Source organism: Caballeronia sordidicola (assembly GCF_000729995.1).
GTDB lineage: Bacteria > Pseudomonadota > Gammaproteobacteria > Burkholderiales > Burkholderiaceae > Caballeronia > Caballeronia sordidicola_A.
Window position 1 is genome coordinate 164,828 of the sequence record NZ_JNFG01000010.1, and the last position, 23,729, is coordinate 188,556.

Sequence of the window (23,729 nt, forward strand, 5' to 3'; positions counted from 1 at the left end):
AGGCAATTTGACACGAACGAAACCCGCGGCGGATACTAAATCCCTCTTCCAGCGACGTCCGAAGCACGACCACCTGCATTCGTCGGGGAGTACCGTGAAGCCAGACACGGCCGGTTCAGCCTCCGGCGTTCGTACAAGCTCCCGCCTCTCCGGCCTGCTCGGCGACCTGACTGGTGGCGCAGTATCGACGCTCGTCATGCTCTGCTATGCAATGAGCCTCGGCACGATGATCTTCAGTGCCGATCTTGCCCGTTATGCCGAACTGGGCGTGCCCACCGCGCTCGTCAGCTGCGTCGTGACCGCGCTGGTCATCGCGCTCATGAGTTCGATGCGCCTGAACATCGCGGGGCCCGACAGCAATGCGACAGCTTTTCTCGCAGGCGTCGCGGCAGGCGTCGCCAGCAGCGTGCGAGCGGACGGCGGATCGACGCAGACCGTCCTGTTGACCGTGCTGATGGCCATCGCGCTGTGTTCAGTGGTGACGGGTACGATCCTTTACGCGATTGGTTCGTCGAGGCGCAGCCGCTCACTGCAGTTCCTGCCCTATCCGGTTGTAGGCGGATTCCTGGCCGGCACGGGCTACCTGTTGCTGTCGGGAGCGTTTCGCGTGCTGACTGGCGAGCCGCTGCACTGGCGCACGCTGGTGTTCCTGACGCATCTGCACTGGCTCGCCTGGATGCCTGCCGTGCTGGTTGGGGTACTCATCACGGTTTTGATGCGCAGCTGGAAACACGCTGCCGCGCTGCCGCTCGTCCTGGTGTTCGGTGTCGCGCTTTTCTACTTCCTGCTGCACGTCGACGGCCTGTCGATTGATGACGCGCGCAAGATGGGTCTGTTGCTTCCCCATGCCCGATTGCATTTGAGCCAGATTCCCGAATTGCATCTGCCGGGACCGCTCTTGCACGGCAACGTTGACTGGGCGGCCATCGGTGCACACCTGCCCGAGACGCTCGTGGTCACGTCGGCGTCGGCGATCACGATCCTGATGAACTCGACTGCGATCGGCGCGGCGACAGGCGAGGATATCGACCTGAATCGCGAGATGCGGGCTGCGGGTATAGCCAACTTGGCGAGCGGGATGCTGGGTGGAATGGTCGGCTATCAATCGTTCAACCGGTCGATGCTCAACTCGCGCGCGGGCGCGACAAGCCGGATGGCCGGCGTGTTCGCGTCCCTCGCGTGCCTTGTTGTGCTGGTCGTCTCGCCAGACTTCGTTGCGCTGTTCCCCGTGCCGGTGCTGGTCGGGCTCCAGCTCTTCATGGGACTACGCCTGTTGATCCAGTGGCTGGTCGGCGCATACCGGAAGCTCAACTGGTACGAATATCTCCTGGTTCCGATCATTCTCGGCATCATCGCGCTCTATGGCGTTGTTACTGGCGTGGTGGCGGGCGTCGTCGCCGCGTGCGTGATGTTCGCGTTGCTCTATGGCCGCGTGAGTTGCGTGCGCATGGAGTTCGATGCCAGCACCCGGACATCGACTGTCGAGCGCAACATCGAGGATACCCAACGACTCCATGAACTCGGCATGCAGGTATGCGGGACGTGCCTGCAAGGCTTCCTCTTCTTCGGCACGGCCAATTCGATCCTGCAGCGCGTGCGCGAGCGGCTAGCCACGCGCGGTCCCGTGCCGGTCCGTTTTGTGGTGCTCGACTTTGCTGCCACCAGCGGGATGGACGCGTCTGTATCGGTCAGTTTCGTTAAGCTCAGACAGCTTTGTGCAGCGATCGACGCAGATCTGGTATTGACGGGACTGCCGCCGCGCTCGCGTGAGCTGCTTGTGAAAGCCGGTACGCTCAATCTCCGGATACACGAGTTCGCGACTTTGGATGCTGGTCTGGAATGGATCGAAGACAAGCTGCTTGCGCCGGGTGTCCATGCCCCGCCTCAGGAAGAGGACAACTTCCGCGCAATGCTCGCGGCGCATTTCACGCCACACTCCCTGGAAAGGCTATCTGCATGCATGGAGGTACGTGATCTCAACGCCCTGCAGCCGCTGTTCCTTCGCGGCGAGCCGGGTGACGCCCTGTACATCGTCGAGCGCGGGCGCGTGGCCGTATCGCTCCTGCTTGCGGACGGACGATCGGTCCGGCTGCGCTCGTTCGGGCCGGGTACGGTCGTCGGCGAAATGGCGGTGTACACGCAGAATCGGCGCAGCGCTGATGTGCTCGCCGAAGTGCCCACGCGTGTCCGGCGCCTGTCACTTGAGACGCTGCTTGCACTCGAACAGGACGATCCCGTAACCGCGCAGCAGTTTCATCGCTTTCTCGTCAAGACGATTGCTTCACGGCTTGCGGTCGCGGATGAAGCACTGCGCGCAGCCTATTGATCAGCTGCCGAATCTGGAATCGATGGATCCGCTCCGGCGTCGATCACCACCTATTCGCTGATATCAACGTCGCGGACCGTAAAACCAGTGCGCGCGGCGACGGATGAATGAAGCGGACCAAGCTGCGCCTGCATTGATCCCGCGCGATCTACCTAACCCTATCTGGGCAAGTTAACCGGTGAATAAGGCGGCTGTGGTCCCTGCGTGTCGTCCAGGTCTTCAGGTTGGCCGTTCATACGCTGGCGAACCGAGTCATTGAGGACGATCCCGCTCGGGAAGGCTCGCGGGGAAACGCCGGCGGCTAACCATATAGGGTTTCCGGCCCACGCTCGATGTCGCGGGCCCAAAGGGTCGGACTTGACATCAACGGGAGGCCGGAGCGCGAACTTTAATCCCACGTCTGGATGTTGCAGCCTGTCAACGACCCAGAGCAAGGGACCATCGGACAGGCCGTGTTCAGGGTAGCCTCCGCCGACGTCACAATGACCTCCCGGAAAAAGCGCCTGCGTCAGGTTTGGGTTGGCATCCCACAACGTCGGTTCGAACGGCATGCGTTGCTCATCGAGCGATACCGCGTGCACGCCCAAGTTGATGTTGGGACTCAAGGCGGTGTCGCAGAAACGGAATAGATCAATCGCTGCGCCCGCGTGGTAAATCGGAATGCCCAGCGAACCGACCGTATCCCAGACTGCAACCGCGGTGATTTTCACCGGGACAAAGGAACTGGCATCCAGATCCTTCGCGTTGGAGAAGGCACTGTGGATCTCCAGCAGCTCGATGAAGCCGTCCGCTATCTTCTGAAATGTCGTTTCGTGGCCGTGGCGCCAGCGGTACCAGGCCGCCACCGCGGTGTCGTAACGCGTGTCATCGTCAATGGCAGCGAATTCCGGCCGCAGCAGACCTTCTCCCGCGATCAGGCCCGCCAGCGCGCGGGCGGTGTACGCGCCCCGGCTAAAGCCGACGATCACGATGCTGTCGCCTGGCACGTAGTTACGCGAGATGTAGGTGTAGCCGCGAGCAATGCGGGCTACGACGCCTACGCCAAATGCGCCACCGGCCACCTTGTCCACCAACTCCTGTGAATTGCCTACCCCGTGGATGTATTTGGCTATCTGGGTCGGCGTGCCGCTCGCGTCCTGAAGGGACTTCTCCATCTCCACGCCGCCCCAGTCGGTGCCGCCCGGAAGCAGGTCGCCGTCAAGCCACGCGAAGAGTTTGCAGACGTTGGTCAGCTGAGCTTCGCAGCCTTGCGTGTCTTTAGGGGTATTGCTGTCGGTCGTTGCTTGCTCGTCAGGCCCGTTCCACGTGCCATCGGCACAAAAGACAATAGTCTTCGACATCGATCCGCCTTTTATCAGTAGATTTGTTCCGATGCTTTATGCGATGCCGTCCAGTTGCCATTCGACCAAGCGCCGGCCACAGTTGAATGACCAAACAAATCACTTCGTTTGCGCCGGCTTCTGGTCGAGGCTAAATATGCGGGTGATCATTGCGTCAATCATACGGAAAAACCCATCCGCGCCATAACCAGCCAGGAACGCTATTCCGGACGCCGAAAGAGTCAACACCCCGGAACCGGCACTTATTTGCGCCGCTACAGCCGACGGCGTAAAGAACAATCCGACCGCAAGCCCGGCAATGGCGCCAAGGATAATTCGAATGATTGCCAGTGTCTCGTCACGGGGTGACAGAATGCTCCCGGTTATTCGATTGCTTATATCACGCAAGAACGAAGCAATTGTTCCGACCAGCCCGAACAACACCGGTAGTACATAACTTGCATACGCCGACAGGACCAAGGTTATGGACTGAACGTCTTCTTGCGTCGCGATAAATTTGCCGGCCTTGTCTTTTTCCAGCGTGGGCGACGTTGGAAACGGCATCGTCAGCCAGGAGGAGGGCCACTTGTTAGCGAACGTCGCCACATCGTTGATCGACTTTTCGTAACGCGCCTGATAGTACGACCATTGATTGCAAAGCAGCCGGATCGGGTTGCTCTGTTCATCGATCCTGGATTTGCAGCGCGTGGGGACGCTATCGTGACTTTGCCGTTCGACGGGGAATGGCGCATTTTCCTTGTCAACTAGCGCATATATCTGACTGGTGACATCGGTCGTACTTTTTTGGTCCTCTTCGAATCGGGAAGTTAGTTGAACTCCGTACACGACCAGCCACAAAAGGATTGCGGAAAATGCGGTGATTGCGGCCCCAACTCGCGCGACGCTTTTGTGGAAGCGTCGGAAGCGCTTCGCACTCTGGACGAGTCCTGGATATGCCGCCTTCGCGACGGTGGCTCGAGTCCCTGTTGCGACGACGGGAGCAGAGTTTTGCTCGATCGATTGGTCGGCCTTTAATTGAAACGTTTGCGCTTTATCGCGCTTTGATCGAGCCGTTTCCTCCAGGAACATGTATGTGTACGCGATCGTGAGTCCGTTAGCCGGATTCGCGATTGAATTTAACTTGTCTTTCACACAAAGCAGCAATGCGGAATTGTCTGCCCTCTCCGAAAGACATTGCTTTGGTTCTGGTGGATACCGCAGTGCACAAATGCGCCGGATTACCTCAATAGGCGGCAGCGTGGGCGTCTCATTACTCCCGCGGTCCGTATTGCCTTTGCGAGATGGATCATCTGCCCGGACTGGGTACTTGATGTCACCGATATCCCATATATGGACATCCTGCCGCCCGGAGATGAAATCCATAAGCAGGAAAGCTCCATTAAGGTCTCGCTCAAGTATCAGCTTTTCTGGAGGGAACTCGACCTCACTGGATGCAGGGCGCTCAGGGTTAGGTGGTGGCGGAGATTCTGTTGATTGCTCGGACGCCGGTTTTTCCCCTGTCGCAGACGGAGCCGCAGTTGCACCGGCGCCCGGCGAAGCGGGATCGGGGAAGGGCGTTGGTTCGGCCGGCGGAGCCTGCTCAAGGTCGAGAGTGAGGGAACTCATGGCATTCACCTTTGGTACAGTTTAGGTGCCGAGCGAATCGGGGATTAAAGCCGCTCCGCGCTGGTAGGCGTCAGAGAAACGATCCAGACCGTTTGAGCCGCCATTGACCAGTTGCCTTGCCGTCGCCATGTTTCCGGCGAGCAAGGCTTTCTTGATCGCAAGCTCCTTGTCCGCGAGGAACAATGCAAGCAGATTCGCGGCGACGGCCAGGTCTCCAGCCAGGTCCGGCTTCGCGATCAGATCGACGGGCGGCTTGAGTTTCGGTCCGTACGTCGCGTAGTTCGACCGCCCGGTGAGTTGGATGAATCCCCTGCCTTTGAACTGCGCGCCGTCGGGCGCCCCCTGATTACCCAGATCCTTGCGGTTGTCGTAAAGGTCAAATGGATGGCCGGATGGCGACGTGTTGAACCGGGATTGTCCTTCGCTGATTGGTTCGAAGCACTCCACTTCGGCCCGGACAGTGGAAAGTGCCATGAGGACCATGGGCTTGTCAGCCACCTGATTCGCGATCAGCGCCGAAAGCAACGGCGGCAAATTGCCTACGATATTTCCAATTGGCGTGACCGGAAACATCTGGCTGACGACCTCGACGGATACCGCAGGAATGGCCGACGGCAATGCATTCGAATCGGCAATGCCTAAAGCCGACAACGTACGTGGTCCTGCGATTCCATCAGGTAGCATTCCTTCGCTCTTTTGAAAAGCGATTATGGCTGCGACGGTTCCCTGTCCGTACATGCCGTCGATCGCACCTGGACTGAAGCCATGTCCCGTAAGCGCTTGCTGTAATGTCTCGACGTCGGGGCCGCTATCGCCCTGTTGAAGCATTCCGCTTTGCATGGTTGTTCCTCCTTTTCACGGTCGTTGGGTCGACCGTCAATTCGTCGGATTTGGTTAAAAGACAATAGGTGATACTTCCAGCGTCTTCAGAACAAGCGGATTTTTTATGTGGGTTGGCGCACGTTTTCCGGATGAGTATTGTTTCAACCGTTTGGGCATTAACAATCGCGCGTAGTCGACACATAACCGCGTGAATGCCGATGAAGAGGATTAGTCGATCGGGTGATCATCGCGTTATATAAAAACGGAGTCGGATTCGGGCAGTCCAATCGAAGTTCGCGGTAGCAGTCGCTGCACCGGAGTGGAGGGATGGTTGAATTTGGCCGAACGTCGCACCGCGTTGAATTTCCGTAGTCGACCCACTTCTGACGTTCGCATTGGTGACGACGCAATGGCCGCTTCCACGGTGCAACGGACGTTCATTCGCTAGCGTCGGTCGGCAAATCATCGCCTCCCCAAATGCACCTCTCCGCGAATGCTTCTTCGGCGAGGCTGCCGATGAACGAACTTGGGTGGGCAAAACTTGATGACGACGACGGAATCAACTGCGTGTAGTCGGAAGATCTATGCCCCGCAAACAAAAAAACAAGCTCCGCGGAAGGCCCGCGGCTGGCTTCGTCCACACAAAGCTCGTCAACACGTAACAAAGCCACAACAAGCGGGCCTCATAGCTTTACAAATCGAGAGCTGGTGTGTCGTCGTGCTCGTCCTGTTCCCTCCGTCGAGAACCGAATACCGCAGAAATCGCACCCGAGATGGCGCCATTAGGTATGGCCGTGACCGCGCTAACCACGAACATCATGATGATTGGACCGCCATAGTTGGCGATAAAATCGAGAACATAGCCGATTGGAGTCATCCCTTAGCCCTCCAGTTCGTCATGTGGGCAGCCAGCACATAGTACATTCCGCCAGCATAAGCTGGTATTGTGCCGCCATAAATTGCGTTGTCGTCAAGCCAAGTTTTCCATGGGCCGTACAGTTCCGCGACTAGCATGAAGAACCAAATCAAAAGGCCGACGCAAGCTAAGGCTATGGCGTCCGCTACCTGATCGAGTTCAGCGCCGTGCCTTTTAGTATATCGACTGTGGTTCTCGATGTCGCGATCGGTTGGGACGCGGCACGGCTCGACCAGCGGCGCCGGTGGAACAGTTAATCCGAACATGAGACCAATGCCTGCTACCAGCATCCCTAAGCCATAATATGACGAGTGTTCTGATTGTCCTGTCACCTGCCTGATTGTGTATTCGACAAGCGCGAGCACGACTGGGACAACGAAGAAAATCCACCTGGCAATCTTGCTGAACTTTGCATACATTGCTAGTCCTTATCGTTCGAGATTTGGTTATCGCCGGTAGGATAGAAAGCACCTTACGACCACCGGTGCGCCTGTGCCCCCACAAGTCCAATTGTGACTAAAACAGCGCGGCAACTCAATACGACTCCTCTTCAGCACTGTAGTCAAACGCCGTACATATGGAGCTCGGGCGATTGACGACATCGAGGTCAGCACGGACGTACAGCACCATGAGATGTGGAGCAGACCGAGTCTCGTATGGTGTGACGCCCGGTACGCCCACCGCCCCGTTCATCACAACCACGCTCGCCTGCGGAGCCACAAGCAGTTGGACCACGACACCCATGGCGGTCCTTCAGACATCGGTGCTCCGACGTTTGACGAAATATGACGTCCGTTTGGTTCGCTTTGCTAAACTCCTCGGCTATTCCATGCCTACATTAGCCTCCCTGCAAGTAGGTGGTCGCTTCCTCGATCGTAAATTCAACGTCGGTGAACTGGCCCAGAGCAAGGTCCGTGCATCCTGTGGGCCCGAACCAAAGCCTGTCTTCACCAGCGACGAGTCGCAGGATGTCTCTCACGGTCGCCGTGACATCGAGAGACGTCCCAAGCCGCCACTTCTCAATTAGCCCTTCAACCTCCACCAGAACGCGCCAAGTTTCAGGGGTGCATCGCGTCTTCACGAAATTTTTAAGCGGCTGGCGTTGTGCTTCGTCCCCAGCGCCTCCAGGCGCGATAACCGACGCAAATTGCAGCAAAAACTCTGCCGGGTGATCGCCTTTCTGGAGTTCCTCAACTTCCCGACGCACTTCCCTATATGTATTCTTGTCTGTGTCATTGTAGAACCGCTTCTTGGAAAGGCCGAGAGCCGTAAATCCCCGAAACATTCGGTGGTGCTGAAGTTCGTTGTCTAGCATCGACAAGACGGTCAAATAAAGCTGCCGGCGCTCCTTGGGGGCGAGCGCCACCAAGGAGGTGAACTGCTGGTAGCCCTTCAGCTTGAGGTCTGCGTGCAACAACTCGTGAGCCAACGCCTCGACCGGAGCTTTCGTGGGGACGAATTCAATGACGGTCCGTCCGTCTGCGGTTGAAGAGCCCCACAGCACACCGCTTCCTTTCTGGAAAACTATTGGCGTTTGTTCATCGATCGCGGTGAAAAGGGAGCAGACCCGGCGGTTTGCGAGCGCAGCGACAATTTCAGGTGGGTGAGTAGGTTCGATTTTGTTCAAGATGTTTTTATCTCTGGTTTTTTGCGGCGTTATGCGGCTCTCTGGCGGAGCATGGGCCGAGCACCATTTTATCCCGGGCGCTTAGGCGGCAACTGCATCTCATCAGTGGCCGGTGGCGGGGCAACGGAAGGTGGGTCGGCCGGAATGTCTTGGTAGCGCTTATTTCCTGTTGCCGGCTTACCTGGCACCTAATACCTCTCGAAGCTCGTCCTCAAGCGCCGCTCGTGCCGGTGGGACCTGTTGTTCGAAAAAATCCCAGCCGTCTTGCCATGCTTTGTGCTTTTGCTCAAGGGTATGCGCCGGGAGGTTTGCATCCTCGTAGCGGACGTAGACGCCGAAGCCAATCGCCTTGCTGCGCATGTTCCTCACGAACTCCTCAAGCTGTTTGCAGACCGCCTCTGGCAAGTAGATGCGATTCTTCTCAAAGAACCTAAAGAAATCCGCCGTTGCGTTCATCGCTGTTACGTACTTCTGCTTCTTGTCCGGTTCCCCGACCCATTCCATCGGTGACACGAATCCTGACGTTGCCCAATATGCCTCAACGAGAAGGCCATAGAGTTCCGCAACCACTTGTGCTCGCTTTTCATGCAGATTTGAGAAGCGCACTTGATGCTCTACTGCCGTGAGTTGGAGCTCGTGTTTCAAACGCTCCATTGCAGATTGGGTTTCGGAGGAGAGAGACGCTTTGAAGCGCTCGAGGTCTTTGGCCAGCAGCTTTTCCACCAAGGACTTCGCCAGCCAACCAAGAACCGCAAGAAGGGCCGCATTTCCGCCAACGGCAAGGAGAATGGTCTGCCAAACGCTCATAGATTAATAGGTAGTGTGAAGTTGGGCGACGGGGTGGCGCACAGCTCGCTTGACGTTCTGCGTTATAGCACCATTCTGTAAAGCAGACGTTCATGAACTACCGCTTCTGGCCGATTCACGCCAGACAGCGCTACGCGTCACCTCCTCGGCCAGCCTCTGCAAGAATGTGAAGAATGGCCATATTGAACGATAGGAACGCAGTGCATACCTCCATGACTTCTGCGGAATCGATGCCTTTCAGCGCCTCTACTTGTTTCGCCAGCTCAGGGCTGTAGTGTCCGGTAGCAACGTTTCGCGCACCTGACCAGGCTCTGAGCCTGCGGAATTCGACAGCCCACTTCTTCCGCTGCGCTTTGATGTCTTGCTGGTCGATGGGAAGCTTGCGGGCCTTCATCAGATCAAGCAGCCTTGGAATGAGCTGGTTCAATGTTAGGTCGTACTCGAAAAGACTATGAACAAGTCCCTTTAGCGCTACGTTGCGTGCAAAGCCTAATGGCGCGTTGCGGATGAGACCGGTCATCTCCGCACAGATGTCATATTGAAATATGGTCGCCTGTAGGCGCATCTCGTTGAATTCGATCGGAATACCATCTCTCGCCTCTTCATATTCGGCGTAGGCCGAGTTCAGCCGTTCCTCGGCTGCAGCGAGAACGTCGTCTATTTCGATCACCTGTCCTCTCATAGCAGTAGACCCACATCGTCACCCCAGGATGCTCGCTCATGCCGTCCGGGCAGTCCAGCGAATTCCCGGCGAAATCCAGATAGTCTAGTCATTTCCGTTCAGGTGAATGGAAGTAAGCGACCAAATTCGACGGGAAGTCTTTGATTGATAACGGCACCGAGTCCAACTAATTCCGTCTCCCTTCAATGTGTCGGTAAACGGAATTCGTTGGACTAGCACGCAGTTAGCTAGACTCGAAAGCACGGTATTGGCTGGACTGCCGGGAAAGCGCGGGAATCGAAGCACTGCCGCGCGGGGGCGGTTGGCTCCCGGCAACGTGCCGATGAGACTTTGATTAGAGAGGGTGAGAGACGCGACGACCCATAGGCGACCTTCGAACAAGCGCTAGGCCTGCGCAGTCCGCACAATCGCTCCCGCAAACCGTCACTCCCCGAAAGTTCGCCCCACGGATCTGGTGATTGACAACGCGTAGGGCCAGCTGGACATCCAAAATTTGCTGCGGCGCCCGTGTCTACGCAGCCCAGCTGAACGCTGCCACGTCTTCATGTGTAGCGAGGCATGGCCACAAAACGCAGCCCCTGGTTTCACCAAAGCTGGGCATAATGCTCAGACTAATCCACTGGGATAGCGTCGTGCCAATACTGAGCGATGTTGCCATCGAGAGGTTTCACACGCTCTGCCGCGTCCAGTTCGCCGAGGGTGTGCGACTGCTGGACATGCAGATCGCTCGGATTAACGCCGAGTGTGCTGCGAAAGGGCTGATCGGATCGGGCGCGCGACTTCACATGCTCGAACAGGCCGCGATCACCGCGCTGGGAGATCGTGCGATCCAGATCTGGCGGAATCTCGTGCGCGTGCATCAGACCTACGGTAACGAGAACGCCGGTGATGCTGCCAACGAGTTCAAACGCTTTTTTGAGGACACGCTACGACAGGCATTTGAAGCAATCGACGCCAAGCTGCGCGCGGCGCAGTCGTTGGGGGAAGCAAAGCAGCTGTCGACGGGGAGCTTCCAGGGCGAACTCAACCACCAGATCGACAAGCACTTCGTCGAGATCGATCTTTATTGCGAAGATTCCGCACGCAACGCGATGACCAACGAAAAACAGACGGCTCACAACTACCATTTTTATGGCGCCGTTGGCGCGGTCCAGACCGGCGGCAATGCCGTGTCGAACATCTCCCAATCGATTGGTGCGGACGAAAAGGAACGGCTGAAGCAGGCGCTCGGGGAAGTGCAGGCCGAACTGGCGGCCTCGAACGCGGCGGCTGGCACGCGTGAAGAGCTGGAGCAGGTGATCAACGATTCGGTCACTGAGCTCGACCAACCGAAGCCGAACGGCCTGAGGCTCACGTCGTTGCTCAACGCCGTCGGCCAGACCATTCAGACGCTCTCGGCCGCACCGCAGGCATATCAGCTCCTCAAGAGCGCTGTGCTTCCCTTGGGCATCGTGCTGCCCTAGTCCCTAGGGCCTGAAGCGCGATGGCTTAGTAGCCGTCGATGCCTGGTCGCTGGAGCTTGCATTCCTCGCGCCGGCAGCATGCTCCTATCACTTGGATACTCGGCCATAGTTGATCGCCGGCGAGCATTGTCGAGGCCACACGTCGTCGATCAATCGACGATCGGCCTGGGAATACCGTCTTGGTGCTGCGGTGGTATCGGGCGCATTTCGACCCTTCTCAGCCGCTCGACACTCAGTCGGCTTTACGTGTTCTTCGAGGTGCACAACGGCCGTTCGGCTTTTGGCCTTTCGATCGTCGTTACCGCGGATTCCAAGTAAGTAGAAACAATGAAAGCACGCGCATGCCCAAGGTAAACCCGATAGTGCGTCCTGGCACTCCTGCTAGACGCTGCTCGAGTTTCACATTGCAAGCCACTTACCCCCGATAGTTCTTCCCTTTTCCTTTCCGAACACTATAGTCAATCAAGCAAATTCAGATATGTCGCGGACGGCAGTTCAACTAAAAGATGATCTATCAGTCGGCCCATGGAGTTGCCATGAAGCATTGTATAACCTTGGCATGCACATTCTTTTATTTGATCTTTGGAGCGCAACCGACCTTAGCGCAAAAGCTAACGTCCGGAGATCTCCCGGTTGGTTCCGGAAAGGGCCAAGTTGGTCTAGTTATGGCACTTAACGAGGAGTGCCACGGGCCCGCGACAATTAGCGCTACGAGTGACGCAAGGCTGGCCATTTTGGATCGAGTCAACGACAAGCTTGTGATTGTAGGTGGGCCTGCGGCCCAAGATGTCGCACTTCCTGCGAACTTTATCGAACCTACCGACTTTATAGCTACAGAGCGTGGGTATCTAGTTGTTGGCGCCCTCGGAGAAGTAATTCTTGTCGATCCGGCGGGGGCTGTATTGGCACGATCGAACACAGATTATGACCCAACGTTAGGTAGTCCTCGGCTCGTGTCGCTGAGCACCGGAAAATTCGTTTTGGAGAACCTCAGTGGAAAGCGGTTTCCAATAAAACTCGATCAGTCGACCACTGGCCCTCTCGTCTCCCCAGGGTTGGCGCTGGCAAGCGATTATACGAAAACACTAATCAGCCCCGGGAAAATCGTCCTTCAGTCAAAAACGGTTGATGGAGACCTGTCATCGATAACTGTGACATCCAAAATTCGAATCTCTAACGCCCGTCCGATCTGGGTCAAAGCGGGAGACGGCGCGTTGATCGCCCTTCAAGAAAGTCAGAAATATCCCCAAGAAAATGCCTTTGTCCGTTTAATAAATATCGACGCGCGTGGGCACTCGACTACAGAGGCTTATCTTAGCCTAGAGACTTTTGCCTGCGATACGGTGCGCCCTTATACTCGTTTGACGGACGGGACGGTCGTCGTCTTAAAGTTTAAAAACAACAATTCACTAGGTCTCGAAGTGCTCAAATTTATGCCTGTTGGTACGGCAACTCCCATAATCGCCTCGCAGGGATCAGAAGTCGCATTGATAGCATCGGAGTTGAGCGCATCGCACGAGCTTGAGGTAGAGAATGGTACATCTGACGCTAGCAACATTTCCGTATCGTCTATCTCCGTCGCCTCGATCCTTCAACGCGCGCGTAGAGCGTTGAATTTACAATGGTTGCTTACGCCTAGTGCCTATAGCCAGTCGGACATTGAAAATCGGTGCGATCCACCAACACATATTTGGACACGCCCCCGCCAACTCGAGGGAAAATTATCAACGACGATGACCGGTGTGCCATACGATTGGGGTGGCTACGTACCGGACTTAAATGTTTTCACTATGAGATTGAACAGCAACTATCTCGCCGGCAATGTTTGCACGTGTCGGAGCGGAAATTGCGTTCAGAAACGAGCTACGGGCATGGACTGTTCTGGCTTCGTCTCATACGCGTGGCACATCGGTAGCTATTTTACGACTTCTAGCCTGCCGAACCCCGATATAAGCAATCCGATCTCTTGGAGTGACCTATCCCCTGGCGATATTATAAATAAGCGAGCCAACCACGTTCGACTTGTTGAGGGCGTCGCTCATTCAACTAATGGAGACATAGTTACGGTGATTGAGTCAACTACCGCGCCTTCGTGTGGTGGGGTTTGTCGAAGATCATATAGCGCCTTGCAGTTGGAAGCCCAGGGCTATCGGCCCTATCGGAGAGTTGCTCTTGTCAGCGACAAGGATGAGAAATGAAACGTTCAGCTCCGAAAATTCTGGCGCTTTTATTCGTCGGATTAAACAGCTATAGCAATGCTCAAGATACACAGTGTATCTTCGCAAATGACGGACCGGCAACCGCGTATATCGATCTTAAATTTTCAACGGAAAGCGATGGCAACGGCGGCGATACGGGAAGTGGCTTCATTGTTTCCCCGTCAGGATATGTGATCACCAGCGCGCACGTTGTAAAGCCAAAGACTGACGGCGCGAAGGTTATTTCATCGTCAATCACCGTGCGGGTTGGTGGACTGTCATCCAGTCCGGTTCCGGCAACCATTTCGGCGGAGGACATCGATGAATCGGCCGATATAGCTTTAATTAAACTTGCTCCGGCAACTCCGAAGGAAAACTGGCCCTTCTTGCCTATAAGTTATGTCGATAAGTTAAGTGTGGGGAGCCGTCTAACCGGTTTGGGTTTTGCGTCTGGGGCCGACTTGGCCATCGTTCCTCCCGGCGAGAAGACTTCCGATAGTACGATCGTCGACGGCAAAGAAAAAGCGTGGTGGACTACAAGTCTCGCACTTAGCCATGGCAATAGTGGTGGACCGATCTTCGGGCAACTTGGGACCGTGGTCGGCATCGCCGTTGCTATAAATAGAAACTCTAGTTACCTGACCTATGTTATCCCTATTGCTCAAGCACAGAGTTTACTGAGCAAAGCAAACGTACAGCCTCAACCTTTCGGTCCATGTGCGGATTTCCCCCTTTGCAGACATCCGAGCCATGGAGTTGAAGGGTATCGCGTTGACGAGGTCAAGGAAAAAGAAAGTGAATTGCGCCCCGGCGGAGGGAATCCAAAAGCAAATCAAGATTCTTGGTGCGCAGATTATCTCGGCGAACTGCAAAAACTTTATCCGAATTCTTCCTTCACAAAGGTTGCTTCGAGAGATGGAAGGCTAGAGTGGGATAATGAATTATTACGTATCGGCGCGAAATACACGTATTTTTGCTCGTACAGGCGGCTTGAGGATCCGATATATAAGGAGCAAAAGACCGCAGCTTGTTTGAAGTAGGCCACATGAGTCAAGGTCTGAAGTTAAGAAAACAATAGTGCGTCGGAAGCGTCCAAGTCGGGACGTCAAGTGCATGAATGTTTTAAGGGCGACTCGCAGCGTCGATCAAGGTCGCTGCAGAATGCGAAGTTGATTTCCTGAACAAAGCGGTACCTTCATACCTTCGAAAGGCGCGCGTTGTCTAGCAACGGTTTTGCCCTTTTTCAAATAGATGGCCCACGCCGTCTAATGGTTCAAGATCGGGTTTTCGCGCGCCTCGGATGTCACCGGCATTCCGTGGAGGGAAATTTTGTTTGTAGCGAACTCATCGCCGGGTAGTGATTCTTGCGTACGAGAAAACGCTTTCGATTCTATGTCCGTTACATGGCCCAGTAAGGTCGCGGGATTCTCCGCATGACAGCGTCGGTGAACGTCGCCTACTGGTCGGTCCGTGCCCGTCGCGGCCGATACGAGCCGGTCGCCCTTGCCCTGACACTCTCGCAGTGAGGTTGCCACCGCGACTACTTGGACGGCTTCCCTCTCCAAGCTTCAGCGCGGCAGCGATGTGTAGATTAATCGAAGAGGACCGGCGATAAGCGGCTGCTGATATCGCTTGGGCCATTTTTCGAAGACGACGCTGCTGATGCATGTATGAGATCGTTAGAAAGGCTCGGGTGGGCGGGTATGAGTCCCAAGGTTTGCCAGAAGTCGCATGAGCAGCCGGATGGTTAGCGGAGAGTTCTGGGCTAAAACGTTTATCCCGTTAATCCAAAACCGTGCTCAATGGCTTTTCGAATCATGGCGAGTCAGGTAACCAATTAAGGAATGTTGATTTGACACCGTCCGGCGGCTGATCACTATCGACGTCATGACTACCGCACGTTAAGCAAGACCGGCTTTGCGGTGCTGATGACGTTGTGGTCCCAGGGCCTCAAAATAATCACATGGAGATCTGTTTGAGAAGTGTCTGCTTTAGGAGAATTCGTTATCGATGAATTGGCTACGGAAGAATCTGTTAAACCGTATCCGTATGTTCTGTTCTATCGGATTGGAAAAAATCTTGCCGGTCCTCCGTGGGTCGCGCAAATGTACTGTCGGCCTGCGACGAGCATCGTGTCCCCATAGTAGGCTCCGTCACCCCCTGGCACCGCACAATTTTTCGCCCGATTGATACAATACCAATCATCAGTCCACTGTGGACCTGGCATGCAACCTACCGATTCACAGAGTTGGCTTTCTCGTATCGTGTCCGGGTAGTTAGCTGGTGTACCTGCAGAGCACACTTCGCCATTGTTTAGTTTGGTTTGTCCCTCAACGACTTGAGATAGCCCGAGAAAGTTGACCGCGAGAGCGATGACAACCCGTCGTCTTGCCACTCGGCGCTGTTTCACGATCACCTCGCGATATAATACCCGGAACGGAATACTTACTTCACAACAACGTCCCACCAAGACTATAAACTATAGGCGAAATGAGAAAATAAATACCGGCAAATTTGAAGGTGCGCCGGCGTGAGAGCGCATCTGGGCGATGTCTTACGACCCTACCCTTTCAACTAAGTGGGATTCCCAGCCTCTATGGACCGCCGCTCGAGTTTCCTCAATGCAGCCACTCTGGAGGACGCGTCCGTCCGATTTGTTCGGCCATAGCCGCTGGACTGCTTTGGTAGGAGCAGATAATTGCCCTGATTTGATGAAACTCGGAGCGATATTATTTCGGTACCCCGGGAACTTCGGGTACGGTAAATTTTTTCCACCCACCACAGTTGGTGCCGTTGTTGGCGTCCGCACGGACATGTATGGTGATGTGTATATTATTTACTATACTTTTGACGAAATTAACGTTATTTCTACACTCCCCTTCAGGAGGGGACGCGGGAATCCATTCTGTGTTGTCGCCCGGCTGTCGTCTCACCCATTCTCCATCGTCGAGATACCTAATATCAAAATGATAGCCGTAATGCGCGGTGATCTTGCAGTCTCGCTGAACAGTCTGAAATTCCGGCTTATCGCCGGTCCCGGCACCGCAATAAAACGCGCGTGTGTTCACCTTTGCATCTAGTAATGGTCCAGTCAATAGAGTAATCGCCAGCACCGCACAAAGAGCAAAAGGAAGCTTTGCCATGGAGTACTCCTACGCTAACGGAAAGGAGGTAAGCAGTTGACTGACCCGGGCGCCCCAGAGCGACGAGCGACCACCACCATAACCACACGGGACGTTACCGCGGTGCCCCGGATGATCATGTAGACAAAATACCACCGCAAACGCGGTGAGCAATCTTTGAGCACGGCGTAAAATCCTCCATCAAATTCCTGCGAATCAGCAGTTACGGCACACCGTACTCCGCCTTATCGCGGGGTTGGCTATTTGTGACACTTCATTGAAACGGAGTGGCTCCTACTTAATTGCAAATGAAGCAGAATAAGGCTGCAAACGTTGCGATTTTTGGTACTTGAACGATTTTTATCCTATTCTTTTAGCATGCGCTTTGACGAAACAAATAGTCCGAAAAACCATATGCCGCCGCGTCGGTTTTCGTTTCGCTAATCTTTACAGATCCTAGCAAATAGCTTCGTCCAAACCTATCGACTGCCGATCGTCAGACATCTCAAGTCTGCGTTATGATGATTCGCAAACTCCGACCGCTAAAACGCGTTCGTTATCCTCTTTTGACCTAGGTCGCAGAATGCATCCGTTGTCTCAGTGCCAATTACGGTTATTGGCGTGTTCAAGGAGATGATAAATTCCGAAACTCCATAATTTCCTTTTTCGGACGGTGGCAGATGCCAGTCGTAGGTATATCCCAGTCGCGTGAACGGATATCCTGGTGCGCCGCTTTCCGGCAACACATACGCCCAAACGGAATATTGACTTACGAAGGCGGATAGCCATTCCGGCTGAGGGTGCACGGCCGCGTCCATGCGCACCAGACAACTCGGATGTGATGGATCACTGTCGTCTTCTCCAACGCAAGGTCGATACAAGGCGCTGGGCGATACGCGCATTATCAGGAACTCTGTCTTGCGAAACGGCTCGGGTTGATTAAGGGGCAGGCCTAAGAGTTGTTCCATGCGCTGCTGGAGCGCAAAGTCGTGAAGCTGCCACGCGCCGCACTTGCTTCGAAGTTCGTCGTGCAAGACGACCCAAACGGGCGTCTCGCGGGGAACTGAATCCGAACTGCGAGTGAACTGGCAGGATGACTGGCCGGGCGGGATAGAGCAACTGGCTTTGGCCCCGGCCGGCGATACCCATGAAACGACTAAAACTGCATCACCGCCGGAAACGGGGGTGAGAGGTTGAACCTTCTCTGGTGTAACCACGGCTGCCGCACGGATTGCATCGCGGTAGGCGACCGATGGGCTGACATCAGTTTGCGCAATTAATGAGCATCCCGCTACCAAGATGATTAGGTATGGGATGAAAACGCGCTTCATAAACCTAGGATTGCAAAACATCTTTCGCCCGTGGTCGAGTTTTATCACGCCTAGTCACATGCATGCGAAGGTCTCCGCGGAGAACTGGCTGTTCCCGACTATGAGGATAGGATGCACGCGTAGGATATTCAAACAAGATATGCGGGCTGCCGAACCCAGTTGTACGCATTTGGCTAGAAGCCAATGCCTGCTCCGAAGTCTCAATTAATGTCCATATAAATGCTACCCAGCGTCAGCCTCGCGTCTCCTCAGATGGCTGGCTGGATTCGTCCCGCTCCTAAAGCTAGGAGGCGATCCCGCATTTGGACCTTGAATTGAACAACTACTAAAGCAGCGCATTCGCCAGTAGGTGGCTGTCTATCGCCGAAGTGTCAGCATTGGTTTACAAACGCGCCCACGCCATAGGTGCATGTCAGTTTCGTTATGCCCCCTTCGTCGCGGATCAGATCGGTACCGACTCCGTCCCCACGTCACTGCCAGTGCATGGATCCCATTCGCCAAGAATATAGTACATAGGAAGCCTACCATGATCCGCAGGCATGTGAGCAGGCTGGGGTGCCGGCCGCCAGACGTCGTTCAAGCCTTAACCATTGCGGACAATCGGGCTGGAACCCAAGTAACCGAACGGAAACGTCCGCTTCCAAACGTGACGGCAGGCGGCTGTGAAACCTGACCAGCAGGTGGTGGCCGTTATGATTGCGCTCATCCAACGAGGTCAAGCCGAGAATGACGGCTTTACGATTGCGTCTAGAAGGGAGCGGATGAGTTGTGAACATCCAGATAGTGAAAGGGGCCGCAATCCTCGCAGTTGGAAGTGTGTCCAGATGACGATGATTTTGCGTGCGCGTTGCTATAGGCGGAAAGTGATCTGCATTTGGCTGGTGCCATGCCGATCGCTGGCCTAAAGTGACATAATCAGGCCGCAACCGAGACCCATACAAACTAAAGATTGCTGGGCGGGCAACGAGTCGAGATCGCAAGGGTTCAATGCCTGCGGGCAACGGCCGCTTAGCACCGTGTTGTGGAGGCTAAAATGATCGCGCGTCGTGCATTCTTGCGTTTTGCGGCTGGCTCAGTCGCGTCCTTTGGTATGTGTAGGGTAGCGCCAGCTGAAACCAATGAAAATTTTATGGCGCCTCTTGACTTTCCCCCATTTGATGCGAATCGCAGTCCTGAGCTATTTGGATTCTCTCCACCGACTCAAGCACAGCGTGACAAAGCGGATCTCATAATTGCAAACACGAGTTCGAGACTCGCAGACACACGCTTACGACGAGCACAGCAGTAGTCGAGTGCGGAGCACATCATGAAGACAATGATCCCACGCGGTCCTACAACTGGCGACTTGGTCATGATGAAGCTGTGCCTTACCGTTTTTCGCAGGCTCACCGCTCTGACGGTATGCGCTGCGTCTCTTGCCACCGCGCAAAATGCACCTGAGTCGATCGTCCTGTTCCGACCACAACCGCATCAGACGATCCGTGATGGGCGCTATGGGGCCGTCATCCTGTTCCAAAGACAGCTCGCGGTTGCTGCGGAAACATGCGGGATATCCATTCCCGATGAGCGCAGCTTTGCTGACGGCACAATTGGACCCGCGACGGCGCAGACGATTAGCAAAGTGACAGCGTGCGCAAGTATTGGCCCATCGCTTGCGGTCGACGACCCTGCGCGCAAGGGGGCGATCTCGACTGGTCTTTGGCATGTAATCTCGCCTGACATCGTTGTCCCGTCTGCGCAGTCCCGTGCACATACAATGACATTCTCTTATGAGGCGACAGACTACACAGATATCGAATTCAACGTGGGCACAAGAGACCAAGGCATTTTGACGTGGGGACCGTTGGGGGCTACAGCGGGCCAAGCTTTCCAAGTGCAGGCCATCCTACGGAAGATCGATGACAAATCTCCTCTACTCATTGGCGAAAATTTTGGAAGCGAGGCGGAGAGCGTGCGATCTCTCTCGCAAACGCGAACCGAATCCAGTGCAACGGCGCTTGTTAGCTCTGTCGCGGCAGTACCGGCGCGTCGCGCAGCCTGGACGCAGGGATTCCGATCCTTGGCCTCTAGCAAGGATGTCCGTGACATATATGATGCGGTCATGGGTGATAAGGGCACCTCGGGGATCTTTGAAGGCGTAGCCGACTTCTACTGCTCCTACTGGACCAACGGCTGGGTTCCAACTGAGGTTGACTACGCGTTCTTTTTCGACCGTGCGGTACAGATAGATGTGCGTCAAGAGAAAACAAGAGAAGCGACAGCGGCTGTCGCCGCATTCGAAGCAAAGGCTCATCGTTTCCTGTCCCCTGCGGAACGTCGACGAATAATTGCTGCGAATTTCACCGCCGGCAATCTGAGTTGGGTTGCGGACCGCCTAGCTCGCGATGTTGCGTACTACATCGATTCGATTCCGGAGCCTACATTGTCGAACGAATCATTAGTTTCACTGAGAGATACGCACGCTCCTGCACTTATGGACTTGAAAGACGAAATTCACTTGTGGAAAGTTCGCTCAGGAAAAAAAGCTTCCGACTTTGGCTTGTCCGATGCTCGCCTAGCTCCGCCGCCAGATATGATGGCGACGGCTAGATCGAAATGCATCGCTCCAACCTTAGTAGCGAAATAGAAGGTTACCCAGGAAAATCAGCTCCCACCAAGAATTGCGAAGTGCATTCAGATTGGCGCAGGTCGTTCGGATAACGTATTGTTCTCTATGAACTCATCCATTCGTTTCGTTTCTTGACGGCTTCTCATTTTTTGTCACGAAGCCTCGAAGGCACCAAACTGGGTACTGGACGGATTCAGAGTGACATTCGGAAATATGCTTTATCGAGTTCCGCCTTGACTGCATTCTATTCAGCGCAAAGCTCTTGCCATTGTTGATACGGGTTATGGCCCATCGTAAGTCTCGTTTGAAGAACAAGGCGAAGAGGTAGCAGTGGTAGGCTTCTCGGGCCGACCTAGCCCGCCATGTCATCGATGTCCATTGACGTGATCACATCGCTGTCCGAGATCCCAGACCAGCGAATTTTTACGGAGTAGTGCCTTTCGCCGATCGCGAGTGTCGCCTGAACAACGGGAGATGCTAAATTCGTATGCTTATAGTTACTTAGATTGCCAGTCCCCTTTGCTTTGATTGCATCAGCAAGAGGGGAAGCGTCGACGTAGACAGGGCTGCCTATCGGAATACCATTCAACGCATTGGTTGTCTGCGTGACAATAACCCGTGGAGCAAAATATTGAGCAAGATTTGCATCCTGAAGGGCGACGGCTGTCGCAACCGCATCTGTTTTCGAATTAGATGCCAGTATATTTTGTTGCCGCTGCTTAGGGTCGGTGTCGCCACTTGCACCTTGGAATCCAAATGGTGCAAGACCTAACTCGGCCATCGTCTTCAATACTATGCTCGGGCACATTGCGTCTGACTCAACCTTTTTATCGGCCGCAGGCGAGCCCGTTAGAACGAGCCAAGTTGCGTATACTGCATCTGTGTCCGGTTCAAGGCCAAGATCTGTGAATTGCTGTAAGCCGTTGAGACATACTTGTTTGAAAGTGTCGACTTGCCCGTTTGCTAGTCCGCTCTCCAGATCGCCATGTTTTGCGGCATAAATCGCGATTACACTTTGATTGCCCAATTCTGGAATGCGACGCCCGGCGTAACCCACGCCGCCGTATTCCGGCTTCCCGCTGGCGTCGTGCTTGTCGGTGAAGAGAGAAGAGATAAACCTTGGCGTAAGCATTACATATGCGACTACTTTTTTCTTGGCGCTATTGAGGTCGGCGTCGTACATCACCGCTTCTACATGGTCGAGCTGGGCATAGTCGTTGGCCGAGAGGCTCAACGATAGGCTTGGGGATTGACCCGGGTGAGAAAAGAGCCCACTGATATATTGGTCCATCTTGTTACGATCGGCTTTATTTTCCTGATCTATTATTGTGCTCGCGAATCCTCCTATTACTGGATAAATCTTGAGGATTTGCTTCGCACTTTGTATCGCAGTACTTGCAAGATGGTCGTTAACGGCATCAGAGTACTTGTAGCTGATTGTCGCGGTCCAATTTTGCGTCGGACCTGCCGACGAGAACGGCATAACAGACAACCCGTCGGGGAGAATTGTGTCGCCGGGAGATGACGGGATCGCCGGAGACGCTCCGTCACCGGAGCGAGTTAAGGAGAAGATCGGAATCTCCGGGTGATTGGCAGCGGTTCCGTCATCAATTTTTAGGGTCACCACAGCGGACGTTACCGTCTGGTGAAGAGGTCCTACAAGCTTCGCCCAAAAACCTACGTCGTCGATTGAATTAACTGGACTATCTCCTTGGGAGACGGATAGAGCTAGCGAGAAATACGGTTCCATTTCCCTAGGAGGTAAGTTCGAGGGTTTGTACTTACAAAGAAGCCAGTTTTGTGTCGCCTTAATCAACTCGTGAGTTAGCCCGGACCTCTCAGGACACAATGAAGCTACGTCCAATTGTAGCGGTGCAGAATCTTGTATAGCTGATGAACTATCAACTGGATGAAAGCTCTCGCAGCCCACTAAGAGCGATGCACTGAACGCGGCCAAAGATATGCTTAGAGTACCTTTTTTTTTCATGGCTAATCCCTGCGCGCGGTTGTTAGTAAAGTCATTTTTTGCGACGTGCACAGTACTTTTTAGGCAAATAATCCCGCAATTGCAAGCCGAAGAATCTGCTCCCGGTTAAGTACACCCGCGCGCTGCCGATAAGGGAGGTTTACGTCAAATATTTGCCAGTTTATTTGCATGTTTTTTCGTGGCTTTTCAAGCTCTTTCGTTAGAAAGTCCCCGTCATTATTGGGATTGTTCCTCCCGCCGACGGACAACCTTTTAAGTTCGGGTTTTGCGCACAGTCGGTGTCGTTTGGGCCGTACGTCGACTGCGTAGCCTTGCCACCGCCAGCCGCGATGGGGGCGCAATTATCCGGTAAGGGCACTATCGCGTCATTCATATTGCCCCCTGGCTGAAAGTCGGCTTGAGCGGGGTCCCAAACCGCAATAACGGCACCTTTCTTGGCGAAATATGAAGGCCCATGCGGATCGTCCACATTCAGAATCTTTACTTGCCACGTACTAAGGGTGCCATCATTGTTCCACGGAATGTTGGCGATTGTTTGCGGCGCATTCTCGCTGCTTTTTTCAGGATTGGACCTGTTCGCCACGGGTCCCGTTCGCCATTTTGCGCACTGATTCCATTTATATAGGTCCGCGTGAAATGCCCCCGTCGCGGGGTTGTAATCGAGAATCTCGACATGGACCTCGGCCTTCCCGGGAGACCAAACGTGAAAGTCACGCGTATCGGCGCGTAGATAGGACGAACTTAGCAGAAAGGTGGTAGCTGTTGCAGTGATCGATACAGTGCAGCGGAGATTCGTCTTCATATTGCCCCCGGACTGCTCGCTATCGTGAAACTTCGGAGTGCAATTGAAACATAGGTGAGCAGTCAGCTGAAAGCAAACACTACAAATTCGTCA

The 23,729-nt window shown here is 54.6% G+C and carries 16 protein-coding genes; 5 read left to right on the forward strand and 11 right to left on the reverse strand.

The features are described 5' to 3' along the window. The first annotated feature begins 94 nt into the window (after positions 1–94). Complete coding sequence (locus tag FH08_RS0111610) at positions 95–2,326, forward strand: SulP family inorganic anion transporter (protein WP_031358482.1); 2,232 nt, start codon at positions 95–97, stop codon at positions 2,324–2,326. A 158-nt stretch (positions 2,327–2,484) separates the two neighbouring features. Here the strand turns inward: FH08_RS0111610 and FH08_RS0111620 are convergent, their stop codons facing one another. The 8 genes from FH08_RS0111620 to FH08_RS0111670 all read right to left on the reverse strand — a co-directional run bounded on the left by FH08_RS0111620 (position 2,485) and on the right by FH08_RS0111670 (position 10,113). Next, positions 2,485–3,666 (reverse strand): DUF2235 domain-containing protein, encoded by a 1,182-nt coding sequence (locus FH08_RS0111620; RefSeq protein ID WP_051888148.1) that lies wholly within the window; start codon positions 3,664–3,666, stop codon positions 2,485–2,487. A 99-nt stretch (positions 3,667–3,765) separates the two neighbouring features. Further along, complete coding sequence (locus tag FH08_RS0111625; protein ID WP_152602793.1) at positions 3,766–5,271, reverse strand: hypothetical protein; 1,506 nt, start codon at positions 5,269–5,271, stop codon at positions 3,766–3,768. A gap of 21 nt (positions 5,272–5,292) precedes the next feature. Beyond that, complete coding sequence (locus FH08_RS0111635; protein ID WP_031358486.1) at positions 5,293–6,111, reverse strand: peptidoglycan-binding protein; 819 nt, start codon at positions 6,109–6,111, stop codon at positions 5,293–5,295. A gap of 673 nt (positions 6,112–6,784) precedes the next feature. Continuing rightward, on the reverse strand, positions 6,785–6,970 hold the full coding sequence (locus FH08_RS0111645) for a hypothetical protein (RefSeq protein ID WP_031358488.1): 186 nt from the start codon (positions 6,968–6,970) through the stop codon (positions 6,785–6,787). Further along, a complete protein-coding gene (locus tag FH08_RS0111650) occupies positions 6,967–7,428 on the reverse strand; it encodes a hypothetical protein (RefSeq protein ID WP_031358489.1) in 462 nt (153 codons plus the stop codon). Before FH08_RS0111650 ends, FH08_RS0111645 begins: the two co-directional genes overlap by 4 nt. Before the next feature lie 419 nt (positions 7,429–7,847). Continuing rightward, positions 7,848–8,636: a hypothetical protein gene (locus FH08_RS0111660; RefSeq protein WP_152602794.1), complete on the reverse strand. Its 789-nt coding sequence runs from the start codon at positions 8,634–8,636 to the stop codon at positions 7,848–7,850. A gap of 177 nt (positions 8,637–8,813) precedes the next feature. Next, positions 8,814–9,443: a hypothetical protein gene (locus FH08_RS0111665; protein WP_031358492.1), complete on the reverse strand. Its 630-nt coding sequence runs from the start codon at positions 9,441–9,443 to the stop codon at positions 8,814–8,816. A gap of 130 nt (positions 9,444–9,573) precedes the next feature. Beyond that, the gene (locus FH08_RS0111670; protein ID WP_152602795.1) at positions 9,574–10,113 is read right to left on the reverse strand and encodes a hypothetical protein; all 540 of its coding nucleotides are present in this window, start codon (positions 10,111–10,113) and stop codon (positions 9,574–9,576) included. A gap of 713 nt (positions 10,114–10,826) precedes the next feature. Here FH08_RS0111670 and FH08_RS0111675 point away from each other — a divergent pair. The 3 genes from FH08_RS0111675 (at position 10,827) to FH08_RS50360 (ending at position 14,826) form a co-directional block, all read left to right on the forward strand. Beyond that, positions 10,827–11,588, forward strand: coding sequence for a hypothetical protein (locus FH08_RS0111675; RefSeq protein ID WP_152602796.1), 762 nt, complete (start codon positions 10,827–10,829; stop codon positions 11,586–11,588). A 536-nt stretch (positions 11,589–12,124) separates the two neighbouring features. Beyond that, positions 12,125–13,786, forward strand: a complete 1,662-nt coding sequence (locus FH08_RS0111680) for a hypothetical protein (protein ID WP_031358495.1) — start codon at positions 12,125–12,127, stop codon at positions 13,784–13,786. Further along, positions 13,783–14,826: a S1 family peptidase gene (locus FH08_RS50360; RefSeq protein WP_075583325.1), complete on the forward strand. Its 1,044-nt coding sequence runs from the start codon at positions 13,783–13,785 to the stop codon at positions 14,824–14,826. The genes FH08_RS0111680 and FH08_RS50360 overlap by 4 nt, the downstream gene beginning before the upstream one ends. A gap of 1,689 nt (positions 14,827–16,515) precedes the next feature. Here FH08_RS50360 and FH08_RS51810 read toward each other — a convergent pair. Together FH08_RS51810 and FH08_RS51815 are read right to left on the reverse strand one after the other, a co-directional pair. Next, on the reverse strand, positions 16,516–16,929 hold the full coding sequence (locus tag FH08_RS51810) for a hypothetical protein (protein ID WP_152602798.1): 414 nt from the start codon (positions 16,927–16,929) through the stop codon (positions 16,516–16,518). A 521-nt stretch (positions 16,930–17,450) separates the two neighbouring features. After that, complete coding sequence (locus FH08_RS51815) at positions 17,451–18,287, reverse strand: hypothetical protein (protein WP_152602799.1); 837 nt, start codon at positions 18,285–18,287, stop codon at positions 17,451–17,453. Between the two features lie 1,258 nt (positions 18,288–19,545). On the opposite strand from FH08_RS51815, the gene FH08_RS0111700 reads away from it, so the two are divergent. Next, positions 19,546–20,865 carry a hypothetical protein gene (locus FH08_RS0111700; protein WP_031358497.1) on the forward strand — a complete coding sequence of 440 codons (1,320 nt, stop codon included), beginning with the start codon at positions 19,546–19,548 and terminating at the stop codon, positions 20,863–20,865. 334 nt (positions 20,866–21,199) lie between these two features. On the opposite strand, the gene FH08_RS0111705 is transcribed toward FH08_RS0111700, so the two are convergent. Beyond that, complete coding sequence (locus tag FH08_RS0111705) at positions 21,200–22,834, reverse strand: hypothetical protein (protein ID WP_152602800.1); 1,635 nt, start codon at positions 22,832–22,834, stop codon at positions 21,200–21,202. Positions 22,835–23,729 lie beyond the last annotated feature (895 nt).

Excerpts from the sequence above, each read along its gene's own strand:
- FH08_RS51810 (WP_152602798.1), bottom strand. The coding sequence starts at position 16,929 with ATGGCAAAGCTTCCTTTTGCTCTTTGTGCGGTGCTGGCGATTACTCTA.
- FH08_RS0111645 (WP_031358488.1), bottom strand. The coding sequence starts at position 6,970 with ATGACTCCAATCGGCTATGTTCTCGATTTTATCGCCAACTATGGCGGT.
- FH08_RS0111680 (WP_031358495.1), top strand. The coding sequence starts at position 12,125 with ATGAAGCATTGTATAACCTTGGCATGCACATTCTTTTATTTGATCTTT.
- FH08_RS0111625 (WP_152602793.1), bottom strand. The coding sequence starts at position 5,271 with ATGAGTTCCCTCACTCTCGACCTTGAGCAGGCTCCGCCGGCCGAACCA.
- FH08_RS0111700 (WP_031358497.1), top strand. The coding sequence starts at position 19,546 with ATGAAGACAATGATCCCACGCGGTCCTACAACTGGCGACTTGGTCATG.
- FH08_RS0111620 (WP_051888148.1), bottom strand. The coding sequence starts at position 3,666 with ATGTCGAAGACTATTGTCTTTTGTGCCGATGGCACGTGGAACGGGCCT.
- FH08_RS0111635 (WP_031358486.1), bottom strand. The coding sequence starts at position 6,111 with ATGCAAAGCGGAATGCTTCAACAGGGCGATAGCGGCCCCGACGTCGAG.
- FH08_RS0111650 (WP_031358489.1), bottom strand. The coding sequence starts at position 7,428 with ATGTATGCAAAGTTCAGCAAGATTGCCAGGTGGATTTTCTTCGTTGTC.
- FH08_RS0111665 (WP_031358492.1), bottom strand. The coding sequence starts at position 9,443 with ATGAGCGTTTGGCAGACCATTCTCCTTGCCGTTGGCGGAAATGCGGCC.
- FH08_RS0111705 (WP_152602800.1), bottom strand. The coding sequence starts at position 22,834 with ATGAAAAAAAAAGGTACTCTAAGCATATCTTTGGCCGCGTTCAGTGCA.
- FH08_RS50360 (WP_075583325.1), top strand. The coding sequence starts at position 13,783 with ATGAAACGTTCAGCTCCGAAAATTCTGGCGCTTTTATTCGTCGGATTA.